Source organism: Dyella ginsengisoli LA-4 (genome assembly GCF_000334915.1).
GTDB lineage: Bacteria > Pseudomonadota > Gammaproteobacteria > Xanthomonadales > Rhodanobacteraceae > Dyella_A > Dyella_A ginsengisoli_A.
The window spans coordinates 1-15,672 of sequence record NZ_AMSF01000039.1 but is presented as its reverse complement, the minus strand read 5'-3'; the positions used below and the strand labels follow the sequence as shown (position 1 = coordinate 15,672).

The following is a 15,672-nucleotide window of genomic DNA, read 5'->3' as shown; positions in this document are numbered from 1 at the left end:
CCGGCCGCCTTGCGCATCGACCTGGAACCCCGGCCGCAGCCGCAGTGGCGGGTACGCAAATGCCGCGGCGGCCAGCCACCGGCGCAGGCTTTTCCGCTGTCGCGCACAGGCGCATGAGGGCGCGTCATGCTGTGGGCCTGCATCGTGCTGCCGCACCTGGCGCTGGACACGCTCCTCCGCCGCCGACCGCCGGAGGCCGACGCGCCGCCGCTGGTGCTGATCGACGGCCCGTTGCAGGCACGCCATGTCCTCGATGCCGATGACGCCGCCCGCGCGGCCGGCATCGTCCCCGGCCAGTCGCTGACCACCGCCCATGCCCTGCTTGCCCGCTTCGAGACGGTGCCCCACGACCCGGCGCTCACCGCGCGACAGCATGACCTGCTCGCCGCCTGGGCCTACCGCTACAGCGCCGAGGTACTGCGCCTGTCCGGAGACGCCATTGCGCTGGAGGTGCAGCGCAGCCAGCGGCTGTTCGGCGACTGGCCCGGTTTCGAAAAGAAGCTACGCGGCGACCTGGCTGCGATGGGGTTCCGCCACCGCCTCGCGCTGGCGCCGACACCGCTGGCCGCGCGGGCACTGGCCGATGCCGCCGACGGTGCCGCGCTGACCGATCCGACCCGGCTGCGCGCGCAACTGGCGAAACTGCCGCTGCTCCACGCCCACCTGCCCGACGACCTGCACGAGGCCTTCGCCCGCATGGGCGTGCATCACCTCGGCGCCCTGCTCGCGCTGCCGCGCGCCGGCCTGCGCCGCCGCTTCGGCGCCGCCCTGCTGGAGCATCTGGACGACCTGCTCGGCGAGCGCCCGATCCCGCGCCCGCGCTATGTGCCACCGGACCGTTTCGATGCGCGCATCGCCTTCAACTTCGACGTGGAAAACCTCGCCGCGCTGGCCTTCCCGCTGCGCCGGCTCACCGGTGACCTGGCCACGTTCCTGGCCGGGCGCGACGGCGGCGTGCAGCGCTTCGTGCTCGGCCTGGGTCATCGTGGCCAGGCGCCGACGCGGGTGGTGATCGGCCTGTTGCAACCCGAACGCGAGGCCAGTGCCCTGTTCGAATCGGCACGCAGCCGGCTCGAGCGCATCGTGCTTGAGCGCCCGGTGGAATGGCTGCGCCTGCGCGCCGACGAGCTGCCGCCGTTTGTCCCCGGTGGCCGCGACCTGTTCGACTTGCGTCCCGAGCACGCCCTGCCGCTGGCGCAGTTGCAGGAACGGCTGCGCGCCCGGCTGGGCGACGATGCCGTCTATCGCCTGGAAGCCACACCCGATCCACGGCCCGAGCGCGCCCAGCGCATCGCCGACGACACCGGCCGGGCTGCCGCGCCGACCACGCTGCCGCGTCCGACCTGGCTGCTGCCGCAGCCGGTGCCGCTGCGCACGCACGGCCTGCGCGTGCTGGCCGGCCCGGAACGCATCGAGAGCGGCTGGTGGGACGGTGGCGACCTGCGCCGCGACTACTACGTGCTGGAGACCGCCGAAGGCCAGCGCGCCTGGGCGTTCTGCCCGGCCGGCGAGCGGCCGGAGACGCTGGCCGGCTGGATGCTGCACGGGTGGTTCGCATGAGCCGGGGCGGCAGGCCACGACTGCACGTCGTATCAGCGGGCAACGCCCCCTCCGCCGAACCGGCGCAACCGGTGACGCCAGCGGCCCCCGAGCCGCCCGGCTACGCCGAGCTGCACTGCCTGTCGCCCTACTCCTTCCAGCGCGGCGCCTCCCACGCGGAGGAACTGTTCGCCCGCGCGCAGGCGCTGGGCTACACCGCGCTGGCGATCACCGACGAATGCTCGATGGCCGGCATCGTCTGCGCGTTGCGGGCGCAGGACGCCACCCGCCCCTCCGAGGATGCCCCGCCCGCCGTGCGGCTGATCGTCGGCGCCGAGTTCCAGCTCGCCGACGGCCCGAAGCTGGTGCTGCTGTGCGAGGACCATGGCGGCTACACCCGCCTGTGCAGGCTGATCACCCTGGGCCGGCGCCGCGCCGGCAAGGGCGCATACCATCTCGTGCGCGAGGATCTCGCCGACGGCCTGCCCGGCACCCTCGCACTGTGGCTGCCAGAGGCCACGCCCGATGCCGAACACGGCCGGTGGATGGCACGGACCTTTGCCGGCCGCTGCTGGCTGGCGGTGGAGTTGCACCATGGCCCGGACGACGGCCAGCGCCTGCGCGCGCTCACCGAACTGGCCGGCACGCTGGACCTGCCACTGGTCGCCAGCGGCGACGTGCAGATGCACGTGCGCGGCCGCCGCGCCCTGCAGGACACGCTCACCGCGATCCGCCACCGCAGCAGCGTGGCCGAAGTCGGCGACAGGCTGTTCCCCAACGGCGAGCGCCACCTGCGCCGGCGCGAGGTGCTGGCGGCGAACTACCCCGCTGCACTGATGATCGAGAGCCTGCACATCGCCGCGCGCTGCACTTTCGACCTGCGCAGCATTCATTACCGCTACCCGAAGGAGCTGGTGCCCGAGGGCCACACCGCCGCCTCGTGGCTGCGCCAGCTCACCGAGCAGGGCATCCGCTGGCGCTGGCCGGGCGGCGAGACGCCGGCGGTGCGCGCGCGCATCGAGCACGAGCTCAAGCTGATCCGCCAGCTCGACTACGAGGCCTACTTCCTCACCGTGGCGGACATCGTCCACTTCGCCCGCAGCCGGGACATCCTCTGCCAGGGCCGCGGCTCGGCGGCCAACTCGGCGGTGTGCTTCGCGCTCGGCGTCACCGAGGTCAATCCCGACAAGATCGATCTGCTGACCGAGCGCTTCATCTCGGTCGAGCGCCGCGAGCCGCCCGACATCGACGTCGACTTCGAGCACGAACGCCGCGAGGAGGTGATCCAGTACATCTATCGCAAATACGGCCGCGAACGCGCCGCACTGGCCGCCACGGTGATCCGCTACCGCGGCAAGAGCGCGGTGCGCGACGTGGCCCGCGCGCTGGGCCTGCCGATGGACCAGGTGAACGCGCTCAGCCGGATCTTCGGCCGCGGACTCGGCGACACGCCGCTGCCGGTGCTGCTGCGTGAGGGCGGCTTCGACCCGGACAGCCCGCTGATCCGTCGCGTGATGCACCTGACCCGCCTGCTGGTCGACTTCCCGCGACATCTCTCACAGCACGTCGGCGGCTTCGTCATCAGCGACGCCGCGCTGGACAGCCTGGTGCCGGTGGAGAACGCGGCGATGGAAAACCGCACCGTGATCCAGTGGGAGAAGGATGATCTGGAATACATGCGCATGCTCAAGGTCGACTGCCTCGCGCTGGGCATGCTCACCTGCCTGCACAAGTGCCTGGACCTGCTGCGCGCGCATCGCAACCAGCGCGGCGACCGCGATTTCGCCACCCTCGCCTCGCTGCCGCAGGAGGACGAGGCCACGTATGAAATGATCCGCCGCGCCGAGACCGTCGGCGTGTTCCAGATCGAGAGCCGCGCGCAGATGGCGATGCTGCCGCGACTGCGTCCGCGCACCTTCTACGACCTGGTGATCCAGGTGGCGATCGTCCGGCCCGGACCGATCCAGGGCAACATGGTGCACCCCTATCTGGAACGCCGGCACGGCCGCGGCCCGAAGATGCCGCACCACCCGAGCGTGGCGTCGATCTTCACCAAGACCGAAGGCGTGCCGCTGTTCCAGGAACAGGTGATGAAGCTGGCCATCGTCGCGGCCGACTACACCCCGGGCGAGGCCGACCAGCTACGCCGCTCGATGGCCGCCTGGAAACGCCATGGCGGCATGGAGCCGCACCGCCTGCGCATCACCGCGGGCCTGCTCCGGCTCGGCTACACGGATGAATTCGCCGCGCAGCTGTTCGAACAGATCAAGGGCTTCGGCTCCTACGGCTTTCCCGAATCGCACGCGGCCAGCTTCGCCAACCTGGTCTACGTGAGCTGCTGGCTGAAAAAGCACGAACCGGCCGCCTTCGCCTGCGCCCTGCTCAACGCGCAGCCGATGGGCTTCTACGGACCCAGCCAGATCGTGCAGGAGCTGCGCCGCGTCGGCCGGGTCACCGTGCATCCGGTCGACGTGCGCCACAGCGACTGGGACTGCACGCTGGAGGACGATCCGCGCAACGCCCGCGGCCAGCCAGCGCTGCGGCTGGGCCTGCGCATGATCGCCGGGCTCGGCGAGGAAGCCGCGCAGCGGCTGGTGGCCACCCGCGGACAGCAGCCCTTCCGCGATGCCGAAGACCTGTGCCTGCGCGCCGATCTCAGCCGCCCGCAACGCGAGGCCCTGGCCGAAGCCGGCGCGCTGCGCGGACTGGCCGGGCATCGCCACCGCGCGCGCTGGGCGGTCACCGGCATCCAGGCCCAGCTGCCCCTGTTCGCAGGCCAGGCCAGCGGCGAGGATGCCATCGTACTGCCGCCGCCCACCCGCGCCGAGGACACCGCGGCCGACTACGCCCGCACCGGCCTCACCCTCGGCGCCCACCCATTACGGCAACTGCGCGCACAACTGCGGGCACGACGCTGCCGCGATTCACGCGAACTGGAACACGCCCGCCACGGCAGCGCCGTGCGCACCGCCGGCCTGGTCACCACGCGGCAGCAGCCGGGCACCGCCAGCGGGGTCATCTTCGTCACGATGGAAGACGAATACGGACCGATCAACGTCATCGTCTGGCGGCACATCGCCGAACAGCAGCGCCGTGCGCTGATCGGCTCGCGCCTGCTGATGGTCGACGGCCAGTGGCAGCATGTGGACGGCGTGCGCCACCTGCTGGCCCATCGCCTGACCGATCTCAGCGTATTGCTCGGCTCCCTCGCCGCCGGTTCGCGCGACTTCCACTAGCGGCCCGTACCGTCGGCGCAAGAGGTGTGCCCGGAGCGGGGATCGAACCCGCATGGCCTTGCGGCCGAGGGATTTTAAGTCCCTTGCGTATACCAGTTTCGCCATCCGGGCTTGGAGGCTGACATCGCGACGGCGCGCGATGCGGCCGGATCGTAGCATGCGGATTCCGGCCGGCCCGGCTCGCTGGCCGGGCACAAAAAAGCCCGCACGGGGCGGGCCTGGAGGGACAGCGAAGCGTCCCGAAATAACGATGGAGGCCTGGGTCGGAATCGAACCGGCGTACGCGGATTTGCAGTCCGCTGCATGACCACTCTGCCACCAGGCCATCGCTTCAAAAAAACAAAACCCCGGAAGCCCGAGGTTTTGCCGAAGATGGAGCGGGAAACGAGACTCGAACTCGCGACCCCGACCTTGGCAAGGTCGTGCTCTACCAACTGAGCTATTCCCGCGTCTGAGCCCGAAATGATAGCAGAAGGATGACAGATGGGAAGAGGTTTCTTTACGGCTTTCGCCACCTCACGGCAGGCGCCGCCGCTTCCATCCGCCCGGCCCGGAAACGACGAAGCCCCAGTCGGGACCGGGGCTTCGTGCGATGCAATCTGGAGCGGGAAACGAGACTCGAACTCGCGACCCCGACCTTGGCAAGGTCGTGCTCTACCAACTGAGCTATTCCCGCATCGGAGTCGCGCATTCTAGCGTGAGATCGCGACCCGTCAACCCCTCTTCTTCACGAATCGTCGCCGGACGACGGTGGGCGCGACAGGTCGCCGCTCAGCGCCGGCCAGGCGGCGCGCACGTAGTACAGGCCCGACCAGATGGTGAGCACGCCTGCGGCCACCAGCAGGAACTCGCCCACGTGGTACAGGCGCAGCGTCTCGGCGTCGTGCTGCACGATCAATACGGTGAGCGCGACCATCTGCATCACCGTCTTGAGCTTGCCGATGAAGGCCACCTTCACCGCCGCGCGCATGCCGATCTCGGCCATCCACTCGCGCAGCGCGGAGATGCTGATCTCGCGCCCGACGATGATCGCCGCGGTCACCGCCATCACCACGCCGAACCAGTCGTGGTTGGGGACCGCCGCACCGTAGTGCGATTCCACCACGCGATGATGCGACTCCACCAGCAGGAACAGCGTGATCGCCACCATCAGCTTGTCCGCCACCGGGTCGAGGAAGGCGCCGAAGGCCGAAGTCATGTTCAGGCGGCGCGCCAGGTAACCGTCCAGCCAGTCGGTCACTGCAGCGAGCAGGAACACGACCGCCGCCACGATGTTGTGGCCACGGAACGGCAGGTAAAACGCAACCACCATCACCGGCAACAGCGCGACACGGAACAGGGTGAGCCAGGTGGGCAGGTTGATACGCATCAGGTACTCGGTTCCTCGGATGTGGCTTCGTCAAGTGTCGCACGTTGGCGGGTGGCGGCGCCCGGTCGATCGATGCTCAAGGATGCATGGCCGCGTAGATGCGCTCGGCCAGCCCGCGATCGATGCCCTTGATCCGCATCAGCTCTTCCACGCCGGCCGCCTCGACCCCTGCCAGTCCGCCGAAGGCCTTGAGCAGGGCCGCCCGACGACGCGCTCCCACGCCGGGCACATCCTCCAGCACGCTTCGCTCGCGCGCCTTTTCGCGTCGCTTGCGGTGGCCGCTGATGGCGAAGCGGTGCGCCTCGTCGCGCACGGCCGCGACCAGGTGCAGCGCCGGCGAGGCGGCCCCCGGATGGATCTCGCGTCCCTGGTCGGCCAGCACCAGGGTTTCCTCGCCCGCGCGCCGCCCCGGCCCCTTGGCCACACCGACCACGGTGATGCCGGCGACACCCAGCTCGCGCAGCACGTCCAGCGCCTGCGCCACCTGGCCGCCGCCACCATCGATCAGCAACACGTCAGGCTTCGCCCCCTCGCCCTCCGCCACCTTGCGGAAGCGCCGGGTGAGCGCCTGGTGCATGGCGGCGTAGTCGTCGCCCGGAGTGATCCCGGTGATGTTGAAGCGGCGGTAATGCGATTTGTCCGGCCCTTCCGGCCCGAACACCACGCAGGAGGCCACGGTGAGCTCGCCGCGGGTGTGGCTGATGTCGAAGCACTCGATGCGCCGGGGCGGCTCGGCCAGCTCCAGCAGTTTCTGCAAATCGTCGAAACGCGTGCCCAGCGTCTGCCGGCTGGCCAGTCGCTGGGTCAGCGAAGCCTGTGCGTTGCGCTGGGCCAGTTGCAGGAACTGGGCGCGGTCGCCGCGCACGCGATGCTTGATCTCCACCGCATGCCCACTCTGTCCGGCCAGCACCTCGGCCAGCACGTCCTGGTCGGGCATCTCCTCGCCGACAATCAACTCGCGCGGCACGGGTCGGTCCAGGTAGTACTGCGCCACGAACTGCGCCAGCAGGTCGCCCGGTTCGGCATCCAGCGGCAGGCGCGGGAAGAAGTCGCGTGTGCCCAGGCTGATGCCGTTGCGGAAGAACAGCACGCTGACACAGGCCAGCCCCGACTCGATGCGGCAGGCGATCACGTCCATGTCCGCGCTGGCACCGTGCACGTGGTGCTGGGCCTGCAGCTTGCGCAACGCGGCGACCTGGTCCCGCAGCACCGCCGCGCGCTCGAAGTTCAACCGGGCACTGGCCTGCTCCATCGAGGCGGCCAGTTCGTCGATCACCGCGCTCGAACGCCCCTCCAGGAACATCTCGGCGTGCCGCACGTCGGCGCGGTAATCCTCGACGCTGACCAGCCCAACGCACGGCGCGGTGCAACGACCGATCTGATGCTGCAGGCAGGGTCGCGAGCGGTTGCGGAAGTAGCTGTCCTCACACTGGCGAACCTTGAACAGCTTCTGCATCAGGCTGAGGCTCTCGCGCACCGCGAAGGCACTGGGATACGGACCGAAGAAGCGTCCCGGCAGGTTGCGCGCGCCGCGGTGGAAAGCCAGCCGCGGGTAGTCCTCGCCGCCGGAGAGGTACACGTACGGATAGCTCTTGTCGTCGCGCAACATGATGTTGTAGCGCGGCTTGAGCGATTTGATCAGCTGCGACTCCAGCAGCAGCGCCTCGCCGGCGGTGCGGGTCACCGTGGTTTCGCAGCGGGCGATCTGCGAGATCATCGAGGCGATCCGCGGCTCCATCCGCGGCTTGAGGAAATAGCTGCCGACCCGCTTCTTCAGGTTGGCGGCCTTGCCGACATAGAGCAGCTCGCCATCCGCATCGAAATAGCGGTAGACGCCCGGCGAGGTGGACAGCGTGCGGACGAAGGCCTTGCCGTCGAAGGCCGGCTCGGAAGCAGGAGACATGGGGCGCAATTGTAGCCGCTGACGGGTGAATCGCCGCGTGGCGGGACGTGACGGATCAGGCGTGCAGAGCCGCCAGAAGGCCGTCGGCACCGCGTTCGGCCAGCGCGATCACATGGCGGAAATCCTCCGGCCCGCCATAGTACGGGTCGGGCACCTCGATCACGTCGTCGATGCCGGCTGCCGGCAGGAACAGGCCGAGCTTGTGCCGCAACGCCAGCGGGCAGCGCGCGGTGAGGTCGCGCAGATTCGCCTGGTCCATGCCGAGTACGCGTTCGAAGCGCTGGAAGTCAGACACCTCGATCTGTCGCGCCCGATGGGCCGACAGATCGTAGCCAGCCTCCAGGGCCGCCTCCCGCATGCGCGCATCGGCCCGGTGACCCGCATGCCAGCCACCCGTACCGCAGGAATCCACCGACACCGCCCGCCCCGCGGCGGCAAACCGTTGTCGCACCACCTCGGCCACGACCGGCGAGCGGCAGATATTGCCCAGACACACGATCAACAGGTCGCCGCCGCTCATGCCTGCCCCGCCAGCCAACGCTCGGCGCGCTCGAGATCGGCCACGGTGTCGATTCCCGGGGGAAACGGCTCCGGGGTCAGGCGCACCGCAATGGGGTGGCCGTGCTCGAGCACGCGCAACTGCTCCAGCGACTCGGCCTGTTCCAGCGGCGTGCGCGACAGCCCGGTGTACTGGCGCAGGAAGCCGGCGCGATAGGCATAGATCCCGATATGGCGCAGGAACGGCACATCGACCGGCAGCGCATCGCGGTCCGCCGCGAAGGCGTCGCGCGCCCACGGCAGCGGCGCCCGGCTGAAGTACAGCGCACGGCCGCGTGCATCGCGCACCAGCTTCACCACGTTGGGATCGAACAGCTCGTGCGCCTCGGTGACCGGCGTGGCCAGGGTCGCCATCGGCGCATCGTCCTCGGCCAGCGCCCGCGCCACCTCGCGGATGCCGGCCGCCGGCGCGAACGGCTCGTCGCCCTGCAGGTTTACCACGATGGCATCGTCGGCCCAGCCGTAGTGAACAGCGCATTCGGCCAAGCGGTCGCTGCCGGAGGCATGGTCGGCGCGGGTCATGCACACGTCCACGCCCTGCCCCTGCAGCGCGGCGGCGATCCGCTCGTCGTCCACGGCCACCACCACCTGCCTGGCTCCGGCCTGCAACGCACGCTGCGCCACCCGTACCACCATCGGCACGCCGGCGATGGCGCGCAAGGGCTTGGCCGGCAAGCGGGTGGAGCCATAGCGGGCCGGAATGGCGACGATGAAGGACGGTCCGGGCATGACGATCAGGATCGGCGATGGAAGCGTGCAAGCCTAACGGCACGCCCGGGCGGCGACGAGACCGTCATCCGGCCACCGCCAGTTCGAAGCCGCAACCGTTGGCCAGTTCCATGAAGCCGGGGAACGAGGTGGCCACGTTGGCGCAGTCGCCGATGGACACCGGACCGGCGGCGATCAGGCCGGCGACCGCGAAACTCATCGCGATGCGGTGGTCGCCGTGGCTGTCGATGCCGCCACCGCCGATCGGACCGCCGCGGATGGTGGCACCGTCCGGTCGCTCGTCGACCCGCACGCCCAGCGCCTTGAGGCCGGCGGCCATGCTGGCCAGACGGTCCGACTCCTTCACCCGCAGCTCGGCCGCGCCACTCACCACGGTTGCCCCCTCGGCGGCCGCAGCGGCCACGAACAACGCGGGAAACTCGTCGATCATGTCCGGCACCAGCGCCTCCGGCAGCTCGATGCCGCGCAGCGGCGCGTGACGTACCAACAGGTCGCCGACCGGTTCGCCGCCGCTCTCGCCCGCGTTCTCGATGCGGATATCCGCCCCCATCAGGCGCAGCGCCTGGAGTAGTCCGGTACGACGCGGGTTCAGGCCCACCGCCGGCAGGCGCAGCTCGGCCCCCGGAACGATACTGCCGGCGACCAGGAAGAACGCAGCGGAGGAGAAATCCGCCGGCACGCGCACGTCGGTGGCGCGCAGCGCATGGCCTCCCCTCAACCGGGCCCGCCCCGGGGAGAACTCGATCGGCCAGCCGAACGCGGCGAGCATGCGCTCGGTGTAGTCGCGGGTCGGGTGCGGCTCGATCACTTCGGTCTCGCCCTCGGCATACAGACCGGCCAGCAGCAGCGCGGACTTCACCTGGGCACTGGCCACCGGCAAGGTGTAACTGATGCCGTGCAGCGGTTGCCCCCCCCGCACCAGCAGTGGCGGCAAGCCCGCCTGGCTGTCGATACGGGCGCCCATCTGCGCGAGCGGATCGGTGACCCGGCGCATCGGCCGCCGGGAGAGCGACTCGTCCCCGACCAGCGTACTGTCGAAGGCCTGCCCGGCCAGCAGGCCGGTGAGCAGGCGCATGCCGGTGCCGGCATTGCCGCAATCGAGCGGACCGGTGGCTGCACGCAGGCCGTGCAGCCCCACGCCATGCACCACCCGCTCACCATCGGCGAGTGCGTCGATGCGCACGCCGAGCTGCTGCATCGCCGCCGCCGTGGCACGGGTGTCCTCGCCCTCAAGGAAACCATGGATACGCGACACGCCATCCGCGATCGCACCGAGCATCATCGCCCGGTGCGAGACGGATTTGTCCCCGGGCACGCGCACCACGCCCTTCAGCGGACCGGCCGGACGGCTGGTCCAGTCAACGCGCTGGCCGCCGCTCACGGCAGGGCCACCGGGTAGGAACCGAGCACCCGCAGGCTGGCCACGCTGGGACGGATCTCCGCCACGGCCTCCTTCAGGTTGCCCTCGTCGATATGGCCGGAGACGTCGATGAAGAACGCGTACTGCCACTTTCCGGTGTGCGCCGGACGCGACTCGATGCGGTTGAGGCTCACACCATGCTTGGCGAACGGACTCAGTACATCGTAGAGCGCACCCGGCTTGTCGTTCACGGTGACCAGCAGCGAGGTACGGTCATTGCCCGACGGCGGGAACAGCGAGCGCCCGATCACCAGGAAGCGCGTGGTGTTGTCGGCCCGGTCCTCGATCGCCTTGGCGACGGTCTTCAACCCGTAGATCTTGCCTGCGCTTTCGCCGGCGATCGCCGCCGCCTGATCGTCGGCACGCGCCATCCTCGCGGCTTCGGCATTGCTGCTGACCGCGGTGCACTCCACACCCGGCAGGTTCAGCCGCAGCCAGGTCTTGCACTGCTGCAGCGACTGCGCATGCGCATAGACGTGGCGCACGTCCGCCAGTTGGCCGGTGAGCGAGTGCAGGCACTGGTGCACCCGCAGTTCTACCTCGCCGCAGATGGTGGCCTCGGAGGTAAGGAACATGTCCAGGGTCACCTGGATCATGCCCTGCCCCGAGTTCTCCACCGGCACCACGCCGAAATCGGCATGACCGGCAGCCACCTCCTGGAACACCTCCTCGATGCTGCCCAGCGGCAGCGCGTAGGCAGCGTGACCGAAATGCTTGCGCACGGCCTGCTCGCTGAAGGTGCCCTCGGGGCCGAGGAAGCCGATCTTCAGCGGATCTTCCTGCGCCAGGCAGGACGACATGATCTCGCGGAACAGCCGCACCATCTCGGTGTCCGACAGCGGCCCCTTGTTGCGGTCCACCACCATGCGCAGCACGTGGGCCTCGCGCTCGGGGCGGTAATAGTCGATCGCCGACAGGCCTTCGCCTTTCACCCTGGCCACTTCGCGGGCACGCTCGGCGCGCTCGGCGATCAGCTCCTGGATCTGCCGGTCAATGCTGTCGATGCGCTCGCGCACCTCGCTCAGCGGGTTTTTCGAATCAGCCATGAAACACAACCTGGATGGATAGACGTCCAAAAGCCTGGAACCGCCATGGTGCCCTAAAGCGCGACGAAGCGCCTCGGTTTCATCCGTGACGATCGGCGAAGTCGCGCATGAAGGCAGCCAGCGCCTGCACGGCCTCCAGCGGTACCGCGTTGTAGAGCGACGCGCGCATGCCGCCGATGGCCTTGTGGCCCTTGAGCGCGAACAGGCCCGCGGCCTCCGACTCCTTGAGGAAATCGGCGTCCAGCGCGCTGTCGTGCAGGGTGAACGGCACGTTCATGCGCGAGCGGGCGGCCGGATCGATCGGATTGGCGTAGAAGCCGCCCGAGCCGTCGATCGTCCGGTACAGCAGTTCGGCCTTGGCGCGATTGCGCTCGGCCATCGCCGCGACGCCGCCCTGCGCCTTGAGCCACTTGAAGGTGAGCCCGGCCAGATACCAGCCCCAGGTATTGGGCGTGTTGAGCATGGAATCCTGCGCCGCATGCTCGGCATAGCGCAGGATCTTGGCCATCGGCCGGCCCGGCCGCGCCAGCAGGTCACGGCGCACGATCATCACCACCAGGCCCGACGGGCCGATGTTCTTCTGCGCGCCGGCATAGATAAGACCGAAGCGCGAGACGTCGACCGGCGCGGAAAGGATGTTCGAGGACATGTCCGCCACCAGTGGCACGTCGCCCACGTCCGGGACATCGGGAAACTCGACACCGTGGATGGTCTCGTTCGGCGTGTAATGCACATAGGCCGCGCCGGAGTCCAGCCGCCAGGTCTCGCGCGGCGGCAGTCGGCGGAAGTCGTGGCCCGCGCCGGTGGCTGCGATATTCGCCTTCACATAGGGCAGTGCCTCACGCACCGCCTTCTCGCCCCAGTGACCGGTGACCACGTAGTCGGCGCGGTCGTCCGGACCGGCCAGATTCATCGGGATCTGCGCGAAGTGCTGGGTCGCCCCGCCCTGCAGGAACAGCACGGCATAGTCGTCGCGGACCGCCATCAGCTCACGCAGGTCGGCCTCCGCTTCGGCCGCCATCGCAATGAATCGTTTGCCGCGATGAGACTGCTCCATCACCGACATGCCCGATCCGTTCCAGTCCAGCAGCTCGCGCTGCGCCTGTTCGAGCACCTCGCGCGGCAACGCCGCCGGACCCGCGCTGAAATTCCACACCATGCTCACAGACCGCTCTCTCCCGATGGACCGCCGACAGACCGCCGCATTATGGCGCGCCGCAACAAGCCGGCGTCAATGCGCGGGCTACAGGCGGACCAACAGCACCAGAGCGATACCCAGCGCGAGCACCGCAGCCGTGACGATCAGCCACCAGACCTCGCCACTCGGGCCGGCCTGTTCCTCCGGCAGGGGGTCGCCAGCCCCGTCCGGTACGGGCAATTCCGGCTCGGGCTGCATTCCCGGGGCATCGACGACGAAGCGGTGTGTCGCCAGCCCGAGCTGGTCGCCGGGCTGAAGCGCGAGGCCGGTTGTCTCGACCCCGTTCACGCGCAGCGGGTAGCGTGCCGAGCGCTGATCGAGCTGCAGTCGCAGCACGCCATCGACCCAGCACAGGCTGACCGCAGCGGCTTCGCCCTGGGGCAACTCCAGGGGTGGAACCGACCTTGGACCCAGCTCCAGGCGATCGCGCAGCGGCAGAACGCGGCCGGACAACGGGCCGGCTACGGCGCGCAGGGCGACCGGACACCGGCTGGACTCGGGGACGCGCAGCGGCTCGCGCGAAGCCGGATCGCCGCTTTCCCGGATCAGCATCCGGCAGTCGCCCACGCTGAGCACGTCGCCTGCGCGGAGCATCGCCTGCTCGCGTACCGGTCGGGCGTTCAGATAGATGCGACCGGCCCCCGGCAGGACCCGCAGCAGGCAGCCGCGCTCATCCCTGCGCAACTCCAGGTGATGGGGAGCCGCCTGGTGCGCACCCAGCACAACCGTGTTGTCAGGCGCGCTGCCGACCGTGAGGACAGGGGCCTCCCATGGGATGTCTTCGCGGGCCGCGTGGGGAAACTCGATGCGCATCTGTGAACCAGTCGACGAACGCCGGGACTCTAGCAGAAGCCGGAGCACCCGCCGCAGCGCCGTCGGCACGCGGTGCGTGACAGCACCGGCACCCTGCCCGACAATATCCGGATGCCTTCCATCGACCTGCGCCAGCCCCACCAGCTCCCCATTGCCGAAGCCCGCGCCCGGGTCGACCGGGTCGCCGCCCGGATGAGGGAAAAATTCGACATGGACAGCCGCTGGGAGGGGGACACCCTGCGCTTCTCCCGCTCAGGCGTGAAAGGCAGCATCGCGGTGGCTGCGGACGAGGTGACCGTGCACGCCGAGCTCGGCCTGATGCTGTCGCCGCTCAAGGGCATGGTCGAGGACGAGATCCGGCGCAAGCTGGCAGAGCATCTCGCCTGACGAATCTTTAACCAGGATCGCTGACGTGGCATACTCGTCGGCTTACGCGGCCACAACGGCCCGCGATCGAACGACGGAAAGCATGGCCAAAGACGACGTCATCGAAATGGAAGGCACGGTCCTGGAGACCCTGCCCAACACCATGTTCCGGGTGCAGCTGGAGAACGGGCACGTGATCATCGCCCACATCTCCGGTCGCATGCGCAAGCACTACATCCGCATCCTGACCGGCGACAAGGTGAAGGTCGAAATGACCCCGTACGACCTGACCAAGGGTCGCATCACCTACCGCATGAAGTAAGCGGAGCGTCTGTCCGCGGTCGCCTTCGCGCCGCACCAGACGAAAAAGGCGACGCCGCGGCGTCGCCTTTTTTCGTGTCCGACGCCCGGGCCAGCACCAGCGGCCCGGGCGCCATCTCACTCGACCACGGCAGGCAGCTTTTCGGCCGATTCGGTATCCACCGTGAGCTCGCCGTCGCGCACACCCAGGCGCACCTTGCCACCCTCGGCCAGCTTGCCGAACAGCAACTCGTCGGCCAGCGCGCGCTTGACCTTCTCCTGGATGACACGGGCCATCGGCCGCGCGCCCATCTGGGGGTCGAAGCCATGCTCGGCCAGCCAGCGTCGGGCGTCCGCGTCGACGTCCAGCGCCACGTGCTTCTCGGTCAACTGCGACTCCAGTTCGATCAGGAACTTGTCCACCACCCGCAGGATGTGGTCGAAGTCCAGCGAGTTGAACTGGATGATCGCGTCGAGGCGGTTGCGGAACTCCGGCGTGAACATGCGGCGGATCACCTCCATCGCATCGGTCGTGTGGTTCTGCTTGACGAAGCCGATGCCACGACGCGACGCCTGCTGGGCACCCGCGTTGGTGGTCATCACCAGGATCACGTTCTTGAAGTTCGCCTCCCGTCCGTTGGTGTCGGTCAGCACGCCGCGGTCCATCACCTGCAGCAGGATGTTGAACACGTCCGGGTGGGCCTTCTCGATCTCGTCCAGCAGCAGCACGCAGTGCGGGTGCTTGGTGACGGCCTCGGTCAGCAGGCCGCCCTGGTCGAAACCGACGTACCCGGGAGGGGCGCCGACCAGCCGCGACACCGAATGCGCCTCCATGTACTCGGACATGTCGAAGCGGATCATCTCGATGCCCAGCTGCATGCCGAGCTGCCGGGTGACCTCGGTCTTGCCCACGCCGGTGGGGCCGGCCAGCAGGAAGCTGCCGATCGGCTTGGACGGGTCGGCCAGGCCCGAGCGGGCCATCTTGATCGACGCGGTGAGCGCCTCGATCGCCTGGTCCTGCCCGAACACCACCATCTTGAGGTTGCGCTCGAGGTTCTTCAGCACGTCACGGTCGGACGCCGACACCTGCTTGGCCGGGATGCGCGCCATCTTGGCCACGATGTATTCCACCTCGGACACGTCGATGGTGGCCTTGCGCTGCTCTTCCGGAAGCAGGCGCTGGCGGGCGCCCCCC

General features: G+C 69.2%; 13 protein-coding genes and 4 tRNA genes. 4 read left to right on the top strand and 13 right to left on the bottom strand.

Annotated features, from left to right (window positions below; translation table 11 throughout):
- Positions 1 to 126: 126 nt before the first annotated feature.
- On the top strand, positions 127 to 1,560 hold the full coding sequence (locus C693_RS0111370) for a Y-family DNA polymerase (protein ID WP_017462400.1): 1,434 nt from the start codon (positions 127 to 129) through the stop codon (positions 1,558 to 1,560).
- Positions 1,557 to 4,775 (top strand): error-prone DNA polymerase, encoded by a 3,219-nt coding sequence (locus C693_RS0111365; RefSeq protein ID WP_083868287.1) that lies wholly within the window; start codon positions 1,557 to 1,559, stop codon positions 4,773 to 4,775. The genes C693_RS0111370 and C693_RS0111365 overlap by 4 nt, the downstream gene beginning before the upstream one ends.
- A gap of 27 nt (positions 4,776 to 4,802) precedes the next feature.
- On the opposite strand, the gene C693_RS0111360 is transcribed toward C693_RS0111365, so the two are convergent.
- The 12 genes from C693_RS0111360 to C693_RS0111305 all read right to left on the bottom strand — a co-directional run bounded on the left by C693_RS0111360 (position 4,803) and on the right by C693_RS0111305 (position 13,811).
- Positions 4,803 to 4,886, bottom strand: a tRNA-Leu gene (locus tag C693_RS0111360).
- A gap of 140 nt (positions 4,887 to 5,026) precedes the next feature.
- Positions 5,027 to 5,100: transfer RNA gene (locus C693_RS0111355), tRNA-Cys, on the bottom strand.
- Between the two features lie 48 nt (positions 5,101 to 5,148).
- Positions 5,149 to 5,224: transfer RNA gene (locus C693_RS0111350), tRNA-Gly, on the bottom strand.
- Positions 5,225 to 5,375: 151 nt separating this feature from the next.
- Positions 5,376 to 5,451, bottom strand: a tRNA-Gly gene (locus tag C693_RS0111345).
- A 51-nt stretch (positions 5,452 to 5,502) separates the two neighbouring features.
- Positions 5,503 to 6,144, bottom strand: a complete 642-nt coding sequence (locus C693_RS0111340; protein WP_017462398.1) for a CDP-alcohol phosphatidyltransferase family protein — start codon at positions 6,142 to 6,144, stop codon at positions 5,503 to 5,505.
- A 76-nt stretch (positions 6,145 to 6,220) separates the two neighbouring features.
- Positions 6,221 to 8,047 (bottom strand): excinuclease ABC subunit UvrC, encoded by a 1,827-nt coding sequence (uvrC, locus tag C693_RS0111335; protein ID WP_017462397.1) that lies wholly within the window; start codon positions 8,045 to 8,047, stop codon positions 6,221 to 6,223.
- Between the two features lie 55 nt (positions 8,048 to 8,102).
- The gene (locus C693_RS0111330) at positions 8,103 to 8,567 is read right to left on the bottom strand and encodes a low molecular weight protein-tyrosine-phosphatase (protein WP_017462396.1); all 465 of its coding nucleotides are present in this window, start codon (positions 8,565 to 8,567) and stop codon (positions 8,103 to 8,105) included.
- Complete coding sequence (gene kdsB, locus C693_RS0111325) at positions 8,564 to 9,334, bottom strand: 3-deoxy-manno-octulosonate cytidylyltransferase (RefSeq protein ID WP_017462395.1); 771 nt, start codon at positions 9,332 to 9,334, stop codon at positions 8,564 to 8,566. Before kdsB ends, C693_RS0111330 begins: the two co-directional genes overlap by 4 nt.
- 64 nt (positions 9,335 to 9,398) lie before the next feature.
- Positions 9,399 to 10,715: a 3-phosphoshikimate 1-carboxyvinyltransferase gene (aroA, locus tag C693_RS0111320; RefSeq protein ID WP_017462394.1), complete on the bottom strand. Its 1,317-nt coding sequence runs from the start codon at positions 10,713 to 10,715 to the stop codon at positions 9,399 to 9,401.
- Entirely contained in the window at positions 10,712 to 11,800 is a 1,089-nt protein-coding gene (gene pheA, locus C693_RS0111315) for a prephenate dehydratase (RefSeq protein WP_017462393.1), read from the bottom strand. The genes aroA and pheA overlap by 4 nt, the downstream gene beginning before the upstream one ends.
- A gap of 79 nt (positions 11,801 to 11,879) precedes the next feature.
- Complete coding sequence (gene serC / locus C693_RS0111310; RefSeq protein ID WP_026107357.1) at positions 11,880 to 12,965, bottom strand: 3-phosphoserine/phosphohydroxythreonine transaminase; 1,086 nt, start codon at positions 12,963 to 12,965, stop codon at positions 11,880 to 11,882.
- A 78-nt stretch (positions 12,966 to 13,043) separates the two neighbouring features.
- A complete protein-coding gene (locus tag C693_RS0111305; protein WP_017462391.1) occupies positions 13,044 to 13,811 on the bottom strand; it encodes an FHA domain-containing protein in 768 nt (255 codons plus the stop codon).
- A 111-nt stretch (positions 13,812 to 13,922) separates the two neighbouring features.
- Between C693_RS0111305 and C693_RS0111300 the strand changes: the two genes are divergently transcribed.
- Complete coding sequence (locus tag C693_RS0111300; RefSeq protein WP_026107356.1) at positions 13,923 to 14,198, top strand: polyhydroxyalkanoic acid system family protein; 276 nt, start codon at positions 13,923 to 13,925, stop codon at positions 14,196 to 14,198.
- Positions 14,199 to 14,280: 82 nt separating this feature from the next.
- On the top strand, positions 14,281 to 14,499 hold the full coding sequence (gene infA, locus C693_RS0111295) for a translation initiation factor IF-1 (RefSeq protein ID WP_017462389.1): 219 nt from the start codon (positions 14,281 to 14,283) through the stop codon (positions 14,497 to 14,499).
- A gap of 116 nt (positions 14,500 to 14,615) precedes the next feature.
- Here infA and C693_RS0111290 read toward each other — a convergent pair.
- Positions 14,616 to 15,672: AAA family ATPase (locus C693_RS0111290; RefSeq protein WP_017462388.1), on the bottom strand; the 1,057-nt coding region annotated here is incomplete at its 5' end.

What these genes read in the sequence shown, in the direction of transcription:
- C693_RS0111370 (WP_017462400.1), top strand. Translation starts at nt 127, where the DNA reads ATGCTGTGGGCCTGCATCGTGCTGCCGCACCTGGCGCTGGACACGCTC.
- C693_RS0111365 (WP_083868287.1), top strand. Translation starts at nt 1,557, where the DNA reads ATGAGCCGGGGCGGCAGGCCACGACTGCACGTCGTATCAGCGGGCAAC.
- C693_RS0111340 (WP_017462398.1), bottom strand. Translation starts at nt 6,144, where the DNA reads ATGCGTATCAACCTGCCCACCTGGCTCACCCTGTTCCGTGTCGCGCTG.
- uvrC (WP_017462397.1), bottom strand. Translation starts at nt 8,047, where the DNA reads ATGTCTCCTGCTTCCGAGCCGGCCTTCGACGGCAAGGCCTTCGTCCGC.
- C693_RS0111330 (WP_017462396.1), bottom strand. Translation starts at nt 8,567, where the DNA reads ATGAGCGGCGGCGACCTGTTGATCGTGTGTCTGGGCAATATCTGCCGC.
- kdsB (WP_017462395.1), bottom strand. Translation starts at nt 9,334, where the DNA reads ATGCCCGGACCGTCCTTCATCGTCGCCATTCCGGCCCGCTATGGCTCC.
- pheA (WP_017462393.1), bottom strand. Translation starts at nt 11,800, where the DNA reads ATGGCTGATTCGAAAAACCCGCTGAGCGAGGTGCGCGAGCGCATCGAC.
- C693_RS0111305 (WP_017462391.1), bottom strand. Translation starts at nt 13,811, where the DNA reads ATGCGCATCGAGTTTCCCCACGCGGCCCGCGAAGACATCCCATGGGAG.
- C693_RS0111300 (WP_026107356.1), top strand. Translation starts at nt 13,923, where the DNA reads ATGCCTTCCATCGACCTGCGCCAGCCCCACCAGCTCCCCATTGCCGAA.
- infA (WP_017462389.1), top strand. Translation starts at nt 14,281, where the DNA reads ATGGCCAAAGACGACGTCATCGAAATGGAAGGCACGGTCCTGGAGACC.